This is a genomic window from Abyssibacter sp. (assembly GCF_964229365.1).
Classification (GTDB): domain Bacteria; phylum Pseudomonadota; class Gammaproteobacteria; order Nevskiales; family OUC007; genus Abyssibacter.
Genome location: NZ_CAXRDQ010000031.1, coordinates 78,864 through 93,572, shown reverse-complemented (window position 1 = coordinate 93,572; position 14,709 = coordinate 78,864). Strand labels below are relative to the sequence as shown.

General features: G+C 61.8%; 11 protein-coding genes. 6 read left to right on the top strand and 5 right to left on the bottom strand.

The genetic code is table 11. The annotated features are described in order from the left end of the window. Positions 1–18: 18 nt before the first annotated feature. The 3 genes from ACE1EY_RS04835 to ACE1EY_RS04825 form a co-directional block, all read right to left on the bottom strand. Entirely contained in the window at positions 19–1,998 is a 1,980-nt protein-coding gene (locus ACE1EY_RS04835; protein ID WP_370299601.1) for an alpha/beta hydrolase family protein, read from the bottom strand. A gap of 162 nt (positions 1,999–2,160) precedes the next feature. Beyond that, complete coding sequence (locus ACE1EY_RS04830) at positions 2,161–4,116, bottom strand: alpha/beta hydrolase family protein (RefSeq protein WP_370299600.1); 1,956 nt, start codon at positions 4,114–4,116, stop codon at positions 2,161–2,163. 119 nt (positions 4,117–4,235) lie between these two features. Beyond that, positions 4,236–5,687, bottom strand: a complete 1,452-nt coding sequence (locus ACE1EY_RS04825) for an amidase (protein ID WP_370299599.1) — start codon at positions 5,685–5,687, stop codon at positions 4,236–4,238. Positions 5,688–5,723: 36 nt separating this feature from the next. On the opposite strand from ACE1EY_RS04825, the gene ACE1EY_RS04820 reads away from it, so the two are divergent. Then, complete coding sequence (locus ACE1EY_RS04820) at positions 5,724–6,770, top strand: PHB depolymerase family esterase (RefSeq protein WP_370299598.1); 1,047 nt, start codon at positions 5,724–5,726, stop codon at positions 6,768–6,770. Positions 6,771–6,895: 125 nt separating this feature from the next. Here the strand turns inward: ACE1EY_RS04820 and ACE1EY_RS04815 are convergent, their stop codons facing one another. Further along, a complete protein-coding gene (locus ACE1EY_RS04815; RefSeq protein WP_370299597.1) occupies positions 6,896–8,140 on the bottom strand; it encodes an iron-containing alcohol dehydrogenase in 1,245 nt (414 codons plus the stop codon). Positions 8,141–8,446: 306 nt separating this feature from the next. Between ACE1EY_RS04815 and ACE1EY_RS04810 the strand changes: the two genes are divergently transcribed. Next, complete coding sequence (locus ACE1EY_RS04810; protein WP_370299596.1) at positions 8,447–9,808, top strand: MATE family efflux transporter; 1,362 nt, start codon at positions 8,447–8,449, stop codon at positions 9,806–9,808. A 54-nt stretch (positions 9,809–9,862) separates the two neighbouring features. Here the strand turns inward: ACE1EY_RS04810 and ACE1EY_RS04805 are convergent, their stop codons facing one another. Beyond that, on the bottom strand, positions 9,863–10,552 hold the full coding sequence (locus ACE1EY_RS04805) for a Bax inhibitor-1/YccA family protein (protein ID WP_291513903.1): 690 nt from the start codon (positions 10,550–10,552) through the stop codon (positions 9,863–9,865). 172 nt (positions 10,553–10,724) lie between these two features. On the opposite strand from ACE1EY_RS04805, the gene ACE1EY_RS04800 reads away from it, so the two are divergent. From ACE1EY_RS04800 to ACE1EY_RS04785, 4 genes are all read left to right on the top strand, one after another. After that, positions 10,725–12,545 (top strand): alkaline phosphatase, encoded by a 1,821-nt coding sequence (locus ACE1EY_RS04800; protein ID WP_370299595.1) that lies wholly within the window; start codon positions 10,725–10,727, stop codon positions 12,543–12,545. 160 nt (positions 12,546–12,705) lie between these two features. Further along, a complete protein-coding gene (locus tag ACE1EY_RS04795; protein ID WP_291513905.1) occupies positions 12,706–12,918 on the top strand; it encodes a dodecin in 213 nt (70 codons plus the stop codon). Between the two features lie 5 nt (positions 12,919–12,923). Further along, entirely contained in the window at positions 12,924–13,556 is a 633-nt protein-coding gene (locus ACE1EY_RS04790) for a DUF938 domain-containing protein (protein WP_291513906.1), read from the top strand. A 27-nt stretch (positions 13,557–13,583) separates the two neighbouring features. Continuing rightward, positions 13,584–14,702 (top strand): hemolysin family protein, encoded by a 1,119-nt coding sequence (locus tag ACE1EY_RS04785; RefSeq protein ID WP_291513907.1) that lies wholly within the window; start codon positions 13,584–13,586, stop codon positions 14,700–14,702. Positions 14,703–14,709 lie beyond the last annotated feature (7 nt).

Below are 14,709 nucleotides of genomic sequence, written 5' to 3'. Positions count from 1 at the left end.
CCGCATGACGCAGATGCGTCAATTCGTGGCTGAGTCGCCGGTCGCCAGGTGCTTGTCGAGAAATGCGGCGAGTGCGTTGTAGAAGTCCGTCCGGTTCGTCACGTCGCGGAACCCATGGCCTTCTCGGTCACGGACAAACCATTCGTACGGAATGTCTCTTTTCTTCAATGCCTTACGTAGCGTTTTTGCATCTTTGTAGGGCGTGCGGGCGTCGTTGATGCCATGCACGATGAACACAGGTGCTTTTAGCGCGTCGATGTAGGTCATCGGTGAGTGTTTCAGCAGTTCATCGTCAGAGTCGCCCACATAGTCGTCGATATAGTTCCGACCACGGCTGAATTGCCCGGTGTCAGACTTTCTGTTGAGCGTCCGAAGGTCGTAGATGCCAGCGTATGCGACCACGCACTGGTACAGGTCTGGCTCGCGTACGGCACTCATCAACGATGAGTAGCCTCCGTAGCTGGCGCCGAAAATGCAGAGGTTGTCCTTGCGGGTCACGCCCGATTCGATCGCCCACTGAGCGCCGTCGGTAATGTCGTTAATCATCTCCGTGCCCCACTTGCGGATGCCCAGGTCACGGAACGATTGCCCGTAACCGCCGGAGCCTCGAAAGTTCACCTGCAGGACCGCGTAGCCGCGACTGGCCAGGAATTGGGCATCGGGATCCCAGCGCCATCCATCGCGAATTCCGAATGGTCCGCCATGCGGGAGAACCACCAGGGGCCAGGGCTGTTCCGCGCCGGGCGGGACCGTCAGATAGCCGTGAATCGGCGTTCCATCACGCGCCTCGTACTGGATCGGCCGGCGTTCTGCCATTTGCTGTGGATCGATCCACTGGCGGCGGGAGAACAAGTAACGCGCCTGTTTCTCGCTTCGGTTGAACAGGTAGTACGCGCCAGGATTCCGATCGCTGGACACGTAGAGGATGAACAGATTGCCATCGTCCGACCATGACGTGGCCCGCACCAGTGCGTTATCGAACCGTTGCGCAATCGCCTCGAGGAGACTGCCTTCTTCCAGGTCCGGGGCGAGGTTGACAGATTCGAATCGCCCGTTCTGGAAATGAGCCCGGATTGGGCGCGTGCGTTTTGCGTTGAAGTCGAGCGAATGGATATCCACGGTGTCGTGGCAGATGACCTCATCTACCTCATCAGACGCGAACGTGGTGCGGTAAAGGCAGCGTAGACCGTTTTCGCCGACCGCGGTCAGGTAGACCCGATTGGAGTCCGGATCATACGACACGGGGGATGCGTCCTGAATTCCGTTGAACTCGACCTGACTCCAGCTTCGTTCGTTCGACTCGTAGGTGTAAAAGCGAACGCCCACGAGGTTTTCCGTTTCACCGACAAAGTAGCGAATCCCACCCTGTGCGTCGGTGACAAACGATCCGCTCCCGAGTTGCGGTGCGCGAATAATGCGTTTCCTGCGGCCACTGTCGGTATCCAGTTCGTACAAGGACCAGTGACAGAGTTCGCCCGACGCCCAGGCGCAGGCCGACACCAAGACCTTGTTCGGATCATCCTCCAGCGCATTGTTCAGGTAGCTCCAGCCCAGGTAGACGGTGCCAGGGATTTTGCTGGTATCGGGTCGACCCTTGTATCCCATCAGGTAGCGCAAATCACCGCCCGAGGCGCCGAAAGATACGATTTCACCGTAATTGATCGGCTGCTCGGACTGGTACTCCTGATATCCCACTCCGGATACGAGCTTGTCGTCTCCGACCCACTCGACATCAAAGATGTGCATGTCCTTGTCGAGCTGGCTAGCGGTCACCAACTCCAGGGTGTCCGTGCGGAGCACTGCCATGCCGGTCGTATCGCCCCTAGGCATCGTGACCGCGATGTGCTCGCCGTTGGGTGATAGCTGAACACTGTGAAATTCTGAGAATTTCGAAAAGAATTCCGTCGGGAGAACCTCGGCGGCGTGAATCGGCAATGTGGAGAGCAGGGCGACCGTGCCAAGGGAGATGCCTGCGAAGCGAGCTTTGAAATTATTCATGGTGCAATCGGAGTCGTGTTTGTGAGTGCCGGCCCGCTAATGCAGCAGCTTCGCTGTGGCGGCGAGACAGTACGCTGGCAGCGGCCCGACTCGGTGAAGTGGGACGCTTCAGAATAAGAAACGTAAAACGTCAATCAATCCGGACATCCGATTCAAGAACCGTCAATTACCGATGTGTTTTCCCAGGAATGCGAGCAGGGTCTCGTAGAAGGCGACGCGATTGTCCAGCGCATAGAACCCGTGTCCTTCCTTCTCGCGGGTCATCCATTCGTACGGGTGGTTTTTCTGGTCCAATGCGGCTCGTAGAGCTTCGGCTTCGGAGAATGGTGCTCGTTTGTCTTCTTCACCGTGGACGATGAGCATTGGAGCCTTCAGCTCGGCCAGGCGCATCATGGGGGACTGGCTGCGCAGTTCCTCCGCGCTCTTGCCAATGTAGTCGTCAAAAAACTCGCGACCGTAGCTCGACTGCGTGATGTCCGTGTTCTTGGCCATTGTTTCCAGGTCATAAACGCCGACATAACCGACCACGCACCGAAAGAGGTCCGGTTGACGAACGGCGCTCATCAGCGAGGCATAGCCACCATAGCTGGCGCCGTATATGCACATGCGTTTGGCATCGGCATAGCCTTGTTCGATCGCCCAGCGAGTGCCATCAACGATGTCGTCGATCATCGCCTGGCCCCACTGCTTCCTCCCGGCTTCGATGAATTCGCCGCCGTAGCCGCCGGACCCCCGGAAGTTGACCTGGAGTACGGCGTAACCGCGACTTGCCAGCAATTGGGCGTCGGGCTCCCACAACCAGCTGTCGCGAACCCCGATAGGTCCCCCATGCGGCAACACCACCAGCGGCAATCGTTTCTGCTTGGTTGAGGATGGCGGCAGCGTCAGGTAGCCGCGAATCGTGAGGCCATCCCGTGCCGCGTATTCGATGGGCTTTCGTTCGGCCATCTTCGTGTGATCGATCCAGCGACGGCTCGACAACAAGAAGCGGGCCCGCTTTTCCTTGCGATCGAACAGGAAGACCTCTCCCGGAACCTTGTCGCCAGCAACGGTGAAGAGCAGCCGGTTGCCATCCTTGGACCAGCCCTGCGGTAGCAGAACATTCGGTTCAAAGCGTTTCTGCAACGCCTCTAACAAGCGGCCTTCGGATGAGTCAGGCGCGACGTTGACCGAGACAAACCGTCCTGGTTGAAAATAGGCGCGAATCGGGCGGGAGCCGTCCGATGACATGGCGACGAAGCCCAGGTCGACATCTTCACGACAGGCGAGGACGCTGGCGTTGGAGACAGCTGCGTCGGTTTCGTAGAGGCAGGTCGTACTGTGTTCGCCCTGGCCACGCACAAAGGCGGCGCCTGATGTCGCGGAGATCGGCTCGATGTTGTCCACCCCGGCCAGACTGACAGGGCTCCAGCGGCCCGGCTCAGCCGGCAAGCGCTGGTAGGTTTGGGCGGATAGTGATGAATCGCCGAGGCCCGAGAAAAAGCGGACGAAACCGTCGGAATCGGTGACAAAGCTGCCGGGCCCCTTCTCGGGAGCATCAACGATTTTATCGCGTCGACCGGACACCACGTTGATGGTTTCGGCCGAGGCGCGTTTGTCGTAGCCGGGTCGGTAGGTTCGATCGGACACGTCAAACGGGCGCGTGACGATGACCGCTGAGTCTTTGTCTTGGATCAGTGAGTCCAGGAGCCCCGCCGCACCGCGGAACGGATCACGACGGCGTGTCCGGAAACCGATCAAATACGTGAACGTCGTTCCGTCCGCATCAATGGCAAACAATTCTCCGGCACTCGATGGTTGCTCCAGCGAACCGAAGTTTTCCCCAATCTCTCCCATGAGGCGTGTGTCGCTCACCCATTGCAGGCCCAGCACATGCGTATCGGGACCGAAATCGCGAGCAGAGACGACGTCCATCTTGTCGATTCGCAGCACGATGATCCCGGTGCGGTTTCCGCGCGGAACGCTGGCGGCCAGGTATTCACCCGTCGGGGAAAGGGCCAGGGCCCGAACGTCGGGTAATTTCGCGAAGTTCTCGATCGATACGGGCGCTGTATCGGCGGCGAGGAGGGGAGAGGTCCACAGCAACGCGGACAGAGAGAGCAGCAGAAGGGATTTCATTCAGGGCGATCCAAAGTAGCTGGACAGGCGGCGAACCATGTCCGTGATGCGTGTTCAAGCACGGATAGGCTAGCGTCCAAAACGTGAAATCTTCGTTGTGTGACTAATTGCCCACGACGTCAAGCGACTTGGTCGATGGTCTGCTGCAGTAACTCCGCTGCTCGAATCGTCCGCTTGTCGTGGAGATACGGTCCCACAATCTGCACGCCGACAGGCAGGTTATCGGCGACGCCGATTGGCGCCACGGTGGCCGGCAGATGCAGCAAGGTCGCGGGGGCGACCCACGCCATATTGTCGGCATAGGGGCGGGAGACGCCATCAACTTGTATGCGCCGTTTGAACAGGTTGCCTGCTTGCTGATGAGGCATGGCGGCCGTCGGAGTGACGGGCATCAACACGACATCATAGGACTCGAACAGGGTTTGCCACTGGTGTCGCAATCGGTGTCGCAGTTCGTTGTCGCGTAACCATTCCCGGTGGCTTTGTGTGGCGGCAGCGGCGTAGCCTGGCACGGTGTCGGGGCGGGTCTTGCCGGTGAGCTTCCCTATCCGGGCAGCCCATTGCATCTGTTTGAACAGATTGGCCGGCAGGCCGCCGCCCATGACGCCGGCAAGCAACCGCATATACAGCGGGTAGTACTGGCTAAGCTGCAGCTCATCCGGTGGTGTATCGGTGACTGTTGCACCCATGCCCCGAAGTGCGGAGGCGGCGTTGCGCAGCTGCGTACGGTAGCCGGTGTCGATCGGGCAGGTCGGATCATCGAACCAGCAGAGCACCCGAAACTCGTCCGCTTCCCAGCGGCAGTCAGGCAGGTCGAGTTGCCAGCCTTCGTCGTCGAGCGCGTCGGGGCCGGCCAGCACGTCCAGCAGCAGGCGCAGATCCGCCGCGCTGCGTGCCATGGGGCCTGCGACGACCATGTCGGTCTGACCCTTGGTCCCGGGCGGGCCGGGGATGTGGCCGCGGGTCGGTACGATGCCCTGCGATGGCTTGTGACCGTAGACGCCGCAAAAATGTGCTGGATTGCGAATCGACCCGCCAATATCGCTCCCGAGTTCGGCGAGCGTCATGCCGGACGCCAGCGCGGCTGCCGCCCCTCCGCTGGAGCCGCCCGGTGAGCGGCTGGTGTCCCAGGGATTATTGGTGGTGCCGTAAACAGCGTTGTAAGACTGGAAGTCGCCGCAATAAAGCGGCACGTTGGTCTTGCCCACAATGATTGCGCCGGCATCTATCAGACGCTGGACAGCGACGGCATTCTCTTTGGGTTGATACTGCTTCAGACTGGGAGAGCCGCTAGCCGTGACCATGCCAAGGACTTCGAATCCGTCCTTGATGGTCATGGGGATGCCATGGAGCGGTCCCCAGACTTGGCCGGCGGCGCGGTCGTGATCAGCCTGCCGCGCCCGTGCCAGCGCGGACTCGGCCTGCATCGTGACGACTGCGTTGATAGCCGGGTTGCGCTCGGCGATTCGGTCGAGCAGGGCCTGTGTCAGCGCTTCGCTGGTGAGCGTTCCGGCTTCCAGTGCGGTCAGAGTGGTTGTCAGGTTGCTGTCGCAGTAATCAGCCGGCTGCATGTCGTCTCCCTTCACTACATGGATTGTTTGAATACGATGACCCAGATTCTCGCATTTGCCATTGACCCGCATCGAATGTCTCGGCCGGCTGTCCGCCGGTGCCGTGGTGTTCTTGCCCATTGCGTCATCCTGGTGACCCTGCTGCTCGGAGCATGCGGTGACGAAACCAGCGGCGGCGGTGTCGGCCCGTATCCGGTGGGGCAGAGCGCGGATTCGATCACGCTGAATGGCGTGACGCATACGTTTTCCGTGTTCGTGCCGGCCGCGGCGGAGCCAAATAACCCGGTGCCGCTGATCGTCAGTCTGCACGGCGGGGGCGGCAGCGCTGATGATTTCGAGCAATCGGCACAGGTTCAGGCCGACGCCGAAGCCGAAGGGATCGCGGTGATCCGAGTGAACGGCTATGCGACCGATAACGATCTGCTGACATGGAATGCCGGTTACTGCTGTGGCGCCGCGCAGCGCGATAACGTCGATCACGTCGGGGCGATCGGGGCGATCATCGACCGTGTCGAGTCGCGGGCCTCAATCGATGCCTCGCGTGTGGCAGCGGCGGGACACTCCAACGGCGGCATGATGGCGTACCGGCTGGGTTGCCAATTGTCGGACCGCATTACCCACGTGGCGGCATCGGCGGCCTATCTGGTCAATGAAGATCTCTCTACCGACCCGCCAACGACGCTGTTCGCATGCGCGCCCAGTCCACCAGTGAGCGTCATCCACTTTCACGGCCTGCAAGATGCCTGCGCGCCGTTCGAGGGCGGCGAGGGAGCGGGCGTGATCAACGATGAGCGCCCTCCGGTGTCCGACACAATCGCGCAGATGCGGGCCGCCAACCAGTGCGCCGATGCGAGTAGCGATGTTGTGACGGGTACCGGTGAACTGGAACGCCGCACGCTCGCGGGCTGTGCGGCCGATCGCGTGGTTCAACTCAACACCGTCGATTCCGCTGGCCACGTCTGGTTTGGTTCGCCGCAGTACGCGTCGCAGCCGATCTGCGAGGGCAGCACCACGATGCTGCTCTCCGCGAACCAGGAAATCTTCAGCTTACTTCGGGACAACCCGCGGCAGAGCACCGAGTAGAGCGCCTGCCGCAGAACACCGCCGTGAGCGGTTCCGCTTTTCCACAGAATCTGTGGATAAGTATGTGGAGCAGTGGCGGCGGCCGCCGCCACAGGCGGGCTTTGTCCGCGATGGTCATAAAACGTTCAGGCAGCGCGGGCAGCATCCTCGGAGGGCTGTGGCGGTAGCTTGATGGTGCGGATGAAGGCTTCGCAGGTGGGGCGATCCATGTAGCGAGGCACGGCGTAGGTGAGGTGCGCTTCCGCCATGGCCGCCTTGGCGATAGCCGGGATGTCCTTGTCCTCCAGCGCCTCCAGACCGGTCGGAATGCCGAACTGCGCGTTCATTTCGCGAATGCGATGAATGAAGCGTTCGGCCAGTTCCATGTCACTGGCGCCGGCGCTGTCCAGGCCGCTGACGCGGGCGAGATCCGCCAGGCGATCCGCACAGGCAGTCTTGGAGAATTCCAGCACATGCGGTAGCACGATGGCGTTCCCCAGGCCATGCGGCGTGTGGTACCGCGCACCAAAGTTATGGGAAATCGCATGGACGTAACCGACGCCGGCCTGCGTAAAGGCGATGCCGGCCTTGTACGAGGCCAACGCCATCTGCTGGCGGGATTCGATGTTATTGCCGTTGTCCATGACCTGGGGCAGATGCTCCATGATCAGGCGGGTCGCCTCGACGGCGTAGACATCCGTCCGCTTCATGGCATTCCGCGAAATATAGGCCTCGACGGCGTGGGTGAGCGCATCCATGCCCGTTGCCGCGGTGACGCCAGGAGGTAGGCCGGCCATCAGTTTGCCGTCCAGGCAGGCCGTTACCGGCGCGAGTTTCAGATCGATGATCGACATCTTTTTCTGACGTTCGGGGTCGGACACAACCGCTGCGATGGTGACCTCGGAACCCGTGCCAGCGGTGGTCGGAATCACGTGCAGCGGCAGCGGGCGACGGAAGACCCGGAACAGGCCCTCCATCTTGCGGATCGCCTTGTTGTTGGTTGCGCGCGCAGCGATGACCTTTGCGGCATCAATGCTGGAACCGCCGCCGATGGCGAGGATCGCGTCGGCCTGGTCGCGCTTGAGTTGCTGCAGGCCCTGCTCGATCAGCGCAACGCTGGGATCCGGCTCCACGCCATCGAAGACGGTCACCGTGATTCCGGCGGCTTCCAGGCGCTGACGCAAGGGTTCGACGAGCCCGATCTTCACCAGCACTGCATCGGTCACGATCATCAGACGTCGGGTGCCGTCTGTGGACAGCGCATCACACAGGGCCAAGGCGGAATCCGCACCGGTGAACAACCGAGGTTCGCGAAACGGCAGCACACGAATCGAGGTCTTCAACAGGAACATGTAGAAGCGGTAGAACAGGACTTGAAGGCTGAACAACATCGTCGTCTCTCTATAGTCTGGCCAGGCGTCTTGTCGTTGTTCGTCGCGCATGCCTGACGGACCGCCCGGTCCAGCCCTCACGCATGCCCCGCGCCGCGATGCGTGAGCCGCGGCGCGCTAACCAACAATTATGCCGGTGATTGTTGGCTAGTGCGCGTCGAACAGATCGCAGGGGCGGTGCTCTTCATCGGCGGCGTCGATGCGCAAACCGGCCAGCCGCGGATTCGGCTGAGCGGCGGACAAGACGATTGAGACGCGAGCCGGTAGGCTGCGCGGCTTCGCATTGCCGTGGTGGCCTGGTCTCTCATGTCTGCTCAAGCTGCAAACGCGGGTGCGGTCCCCAGTTACGGTCGCCTGTTCGCGATCGCGTGGCCCATCGTGCTCGCCAACATTGCTGCACCCTTGCTGGGCCTGATCGATACCGCGGTGATCGGCAACCTCGGGCAGGTGGCCGATCTGGGCGCCATTGCGCTGGGGTCGTTGATCTTCAGCTTGATCTACTGGGGATTCGGTTTCCTGCGGATGGGAACCACCGGTTTCACCGCCCAGGCTGTCGGCGCCGACGATTCCGCCGAGGTGCGCGCCTGCCTTGCCCGCAATCTGGTGCTGGGCCTGCTGCTGGCGATGATCGTGCTTGCATTGCAATGGCCACTGATTCGAATCGTCATGTCGATTTTCGAGGCCAGCGGCCCGGTGGAGTCCGGTGCCGCGGCATATCTGCAGATTCGAATCTGGGGCATGCCGGCCGCCTTGGGCCTGTTCGTCATCTGCGGATCGTTGATCGGCCAGGGGCTCAGCCGCACGTTGATGTTGATCCAACTGGTCATGAACGGCCTGAACATCCTACTCGACTTGCTGTTCGCCGGCGTTCTGCACTGGGGCGTGGAAGGTGTCGCGCTCGGCACGGCAATTTCCGAGTGGCTGGCGTTCGGTCTCGGCGGCTGGTTGCTCGTGCGCAGGCTGCGAGCCAGCCAAGCTGATGCCGAGGCTTTTTGGCCCTGGGCGCGCATTCGTCAGACGGCCGCGCTGGCGGGCGCTTTGCGCGCGAATCGCGACATCATGATTCGCACCTTGTTGATGTTGGTCTGTTTCGCCTGGTTCACCAATGCAGGTGCTCGGTTCGGTGATCAGGTGCTGGCCGCGAATCACGTGCTGCTGCAGTTCGTGACCTTCAGTGCCTACTTTCTCGATGGTTTTGCATTCGCGGCGGAATCCCAGGTCGGCGCCGCCTATGGAGGCCGTGATCGACAGCGTTTCGATCTGGCGGTGCGGCGCTCGACGGTTTGGGCGCTGGGTACCGCCGTGGCGCTGGCGGCCGTGCTCTGGTTATGCGGCGATGCACTCATCGCGGGCCTGACGGACCTCGCGCCCGTCCGCAGCGTGGCCGGCACCTATCTCCCCTGGGCCGCCGCCTATGTAGCTCTCTCGTTCGCGGCGTTTCAGCTGGATGGCGTGTTCATCGGTGTCACCGCCACGCCGCAGATGCGCAATGCGTCAGTCCTGTCCGCGACCGGGTTTCTCGCAGTCGCGATCTGGTGGAGCCGAGCGGCCGGCAACACGGGCCTGTGGGCCGCGTTCGTCTGCTACGTCGTGTTCCGCGCAGCGGCGTTGCTGCTTTACTACCCAGGCCTGCGCGCCAGGGTGGTGGGTTCCGAACGAGTGGGCTGAATAAACGACAACGGCCGCCCGAAGGCGGCCGTTGGGTTTCCGTGGGCTTGAGGACTAATCCTCGCCCATGCTCACGCCAAGAATGTGCAGCAGGCTGGTGAACAGGTTGTAGATCGACAGATAAAGGGTGGTCGTCGCGAGGATGTAGTTGGTCTCGCCGCCGTTCACGATCTCGCCGGTCTGATAAAGGATCAGCCCGCACATCAGGATGGTGAACAGGGCAGAGATCGCCAGGCCCAGCGGCTGCCAGTAGAAACCGAACAGCGAGGCCACCAGCACGCCGATGCTGGCAACGAAGGCCACCATGATGCCGGCCATGAGCATGTGGCCCATGAAGCTGAAGTCCTTCTTCGTGGTCACGGCGTAGGCCGACAGGCCGACAAAGGTGAACCCGGTCAGGCCCATCGCCATCATCACGATCTGACCGCCATTGGAGAAACCGGTCAGGTACATGTTCAGTATCGGGCCCAGTCCGAAGCCGAGCAGACCGGTGAAGGCGAATACGGCCAGCAGCCCGTTGGAGGATTCTGCGGTGCGCGGAATCACGAACCAGATGATGCCCAGCGCGCCCAGCGAGCACAGCAACGCGGCGCCGTAGGGTACGTTCAGAGCCATGGATAGACCGGCCATCACGGCGCTGAACAGCAGCGTCATCGACAGCAGCATGTAGGTGTTGCGCAGCACCTTGTTGGTTTGCAGCGCAGATTGGGGCCTGGAGGCCGCAATGTCATAAGAAGAATGCATCAGCACACGTCCCTCATTGGAAATGGTATCGGCACCGCCGACGTCGCTTTTATGGAGACACTTGCCGGGAAAGGCAAGTTCCGGAAGCGGGCCAGCACCGCTCGGCAGAGCATGACACAGAAATGACAACAAGCGCCGGCATACTAGTCGGCTGGACTATGGGGAGGGCGTCATGCCATCTGATCGGGGTTTCAACCGTCGAGATTTCTTGCGTTCGACGGCAGCAGTGGGTGCCGCGGGCACCGTTTTGGGTGTGGCCGGCTGTGGTCAGTCATCGGCGCCGGCGAACCGCGTCACCCTGCCGGGCGTCGAGGTCCAGGACCCGTTCAAGCACGGCCTGGCCAGCGGCGACCCGACGAGCAGCAGCGTTCTGCTGTGGACCCGGGTGACACCGACTGATCTGGACGGCAACTTCATTCCCGGCGATGTCACCGTTAGCTGGTCCGCCTATCGCGACCCGGAGCTCACCGAACTGGTGACCGGCGGCACCACGATCGCGCGCGAAGCCAACGATTACTGCGTCAAGGTCGACGCGATCGGTCTGTCGCCATACACCGCGTACTACTACCGCTTCAGCGCGCTGGGGCACGACTCGGTGATCGGGCGCGCGCAAACCCTGCCGGACTGGGATGCGGAGACCGAGAACCGGCTACGCATTGCCGTCGTGTCGTGCTCCAACTACCCGCATGGCTACTTCCACGTTTACAAGGAAATTGCCGATCGCAACGACATCGACCTGATCATTCATCTGGGCGACTACATCTACGAGTACGGCAACGGCGAGTACGGTGATACTCGCGATGTCGATCCGCCGAACGAGATGCTGACGCTGGACGACTACCGCCGCCGGCATGCCTTGCACAAGGCGGAAACCGATCTGGCGGAACTGCATCGCCAGTTCACCTGGATCACCGTCTGGGACGATCACGAGACCACCGACAACTCCCGCAAGTGTACGGCCAACAATCACAGCGAAGGCGCGATCGACGAAGGGGGTGAGGGCAACTGGTACGAGCGCAAGAGCTTCGGGATCCAGGCCTACTTCGAGTGGATGCCGATCCGCCCGGTGTCGGACGACGTCGTCGCCGCCGGGCAGTTGTTTGCGCCGGCGCTCGGCAAGACCTGGCGCAAGTACTCGGCCGGCAATTTCGCCGACATCATCATGATCGACACGCGCCTGTGGGGGCGTGATGACGAATCCGACGCAGGCGCACCGTTTCAACGGGAAGCCGTGCGCGACTACATGAGCGCCGACCCCCTTTGTGGCGATACCACGGCCCATCGCGACATTCTCGGCCCCGATCAGGAAGCCTGGCTTCACGAGCAACTGCGCACGTCGACGGCGAAATGGAAGATTCTGGGCAACCAGCTCATCGTCTCGCAGTTGCGGGTGACGCCGAATGCCGTGGCAGTGCCGCCAACGTATCTCAATACCGACGCCTGGGACGGGTACCCGACCAGCCAGGAGCGCCTCTACGAAGTCCTGCAGGGCAACAATCCGGATGGTTCGGACAACCCCGATGCCTCGGCGGTGGACAACGTGGTCGTCATCACCGGCGACATCCACACTTCTTGGGCCTTCGATGTAACGCCCAACCCGGACGCGCTGCCGGCGCCCACGCCCATCGCCGTGGAGTTCGTCGGGCCATCGGTGACCTCTCCGGGGTTGCCCATTCCCGGAGACCTGCCCAATGTTTTGCGCGCCTCCAACCGGCATCTGCAGTGGGTCAACCTCGATCAGAAGGGCTGGATTCTTTTGGACTTGGCGCCCGACTACGCGACCGGCGAGTGGTATCACATTGGTACCGACGCAGTGGTCGATTCGCCGGACCGGCCGGCGCCAAGCACCCTGGCGCGCGCCTACCGTACGCCGTCAACGCCGGGTAGCAACGGCATCGAGCTGGATCTGACCGATGTCACCAACACCGCGCATCAGACCGATCCGGGTGAAGACTACCTGGCATCGCGGCCCGCGAAGGCGCCGGCCTCGTAGGCGTACGTCGGCAGGATCTACTGCCGGCGGCCGGACGTCCCCAGTTGATTCCGCCGCAGGGTATGGGAAGCAGACGGCGCCTTCGTGGCGCCGCCCCTGTTCTTGGGTCTGCGAGAATCACGCGTTAGGGTGGTCATCCATTTGTAGCAGGACGTTCGCTATGGAAGGTGACCACACCTACAAGATCATAGAAATCGTCGGTTCTTCGCATGACGGCATTGAGGATGCGGTGCGCACGGGCATTAAGCGCGCATCCAAGAATGTCGATGCGCTCAAGTGGTTTGAAGTCAGTGAACTGCGTGGCTGGATCGACAATGGCGATGTTGGTCACTGGCAAGTGAAGATGAAACTCGGCTTCACGCTCAAGGACTGATGCGCATGCCGGCGATGACGGAACGGCCGTTCGCGCCGGCCTGCGAACGCAATCAGGGGCCGATTCTGCAGGTTCTGCAACGGCACCTGCAGGGCGATGAGCGGGTGCTGGAGATCGCCAGCGGCACCGGACAACACGCCCTGCATTTCACTGCGGCGCTACCGCGTCTTCGGTGGCAGTGCACGGATCTGCCCGATCGTCTGGCGGGGATCGATCAGTGGTTATCCGATGGTGATCCGCATCGATTGCCGTCTCCGCGTCCGCTTGACGCGCTGGCCGGTGAGTGGCCACAGCAGACGTACGATGCCGTGTACACGGCGAACAGTTTCCACATCATGCCTTGGGGCGGTGTGCTCGCTGTGTTTGCTGCGCTGCCGGCCCTGCTCGTCCAGGGCGGTCGACTGATCGTCTACGGACCATTCCGGGTCGGGGGCGAGTTCGTGTCGCCCTCCGACGCCCAATTTGATGCCAGCCTGCAGGCACGAGATCCCGCGATGGGCTTGCGTGATCTGGAACAAGTCGCCGATTTGGCGGAGCGGGTGGGGTTACAGTTGCTCGAGCATGTCGCCATGCCGGCAAACAACCATTGCCTGGTCTGGACCATGGCAGCGGCCGACGGAAATGCCCACCATCAATAACGCGCGTCCACTTCGCGGTGCCCCTACATGATGTCCCTGCTGATTCTGTTCTTTCTGGTGTCCATCGTGTTCTCGTTTCTGTGTTCGCTGTGGGAGGCCGTGCTACTCAGCGTCACGCCGGCTTATAGCCGCGTGCAGGAAGACAAGGGCACTGCGATTGGCCGGCAGCTGAGGGTCTTCAAAGACAATATCGACAAGCCGCTGGCGGCCATACTCACGCTCAACACCATTGCCCACACCGCCGGTGCCATCGGTGTGGGCAATCAGGCGGCCAAGCTCTGGGCCGATGCCAGCCCGCTGATTACCGTGCTGATCGTGCCGGGTGGGATGACGCTGGGTATTCTGGTGCTCTCCGAGATCATCCCCAAGACCATCGGGGCGACGCATTGGCGGCGGCTGGCGCCGTTCACCGTGCGCTCGCTGCAGTTTGTCGGCGGCGTCATGACGCCGTTGGTCTGGCTTAGTCAGATCATCACGCGCCGGCTCAAGAGCGATGAGCACACGAGCGTGTTTTCGCGCAGCGATTTTCTGGCGATGACCGATATCGTTCAGGAGCAGGGGGCCTTGCTGGCCTCCGAGTCCAGCATCATCAAGAACCTGCTGCGATTCCGTGATATCACCGCCCGCGATGTCATGACGCCGCGGGTGGTGATTGTCGCCGCGGCGGAGGAAATGACCGTGGAAGGCTTTCACGCCTCCGTGGATTCGTTGCGGTTTTCCCGTATCCCCTGCTACGTCGATGGCTCCACGGACCAGATGACCGGGTATGTGCTCAAGGACGACATTCTGGAGGCGTTGCTGGCGGGCGAATCGGAACGCCGGCTGGGCAGCTTCAAGCGGTCGATGCCGGTGATCCCGGAGGACTACCCGATTCCCAGCCTGTTCGATCGGTTTCTGACCGAGCGCGAGCACATCGCACTGGTGGTGGACGCGTTTGGTGGCACGGCAGGCATTGTTACCAGCGAGGACGTGATCGAAACATTGCTGGGCCTGGAGATCGTCGACGAGCGCGACGAGTCACAGGACATGCAGGTATTAGCGCGCGAGATGTGGAAGAAGCGCGCCAAGCGCATGCAGCTGCCGGAGCTTCCGGCAGAGCCGACCGCCGAATTTCCTGCCGGGCAGGAAACACCGGTCGAAAAATGACAGGGGC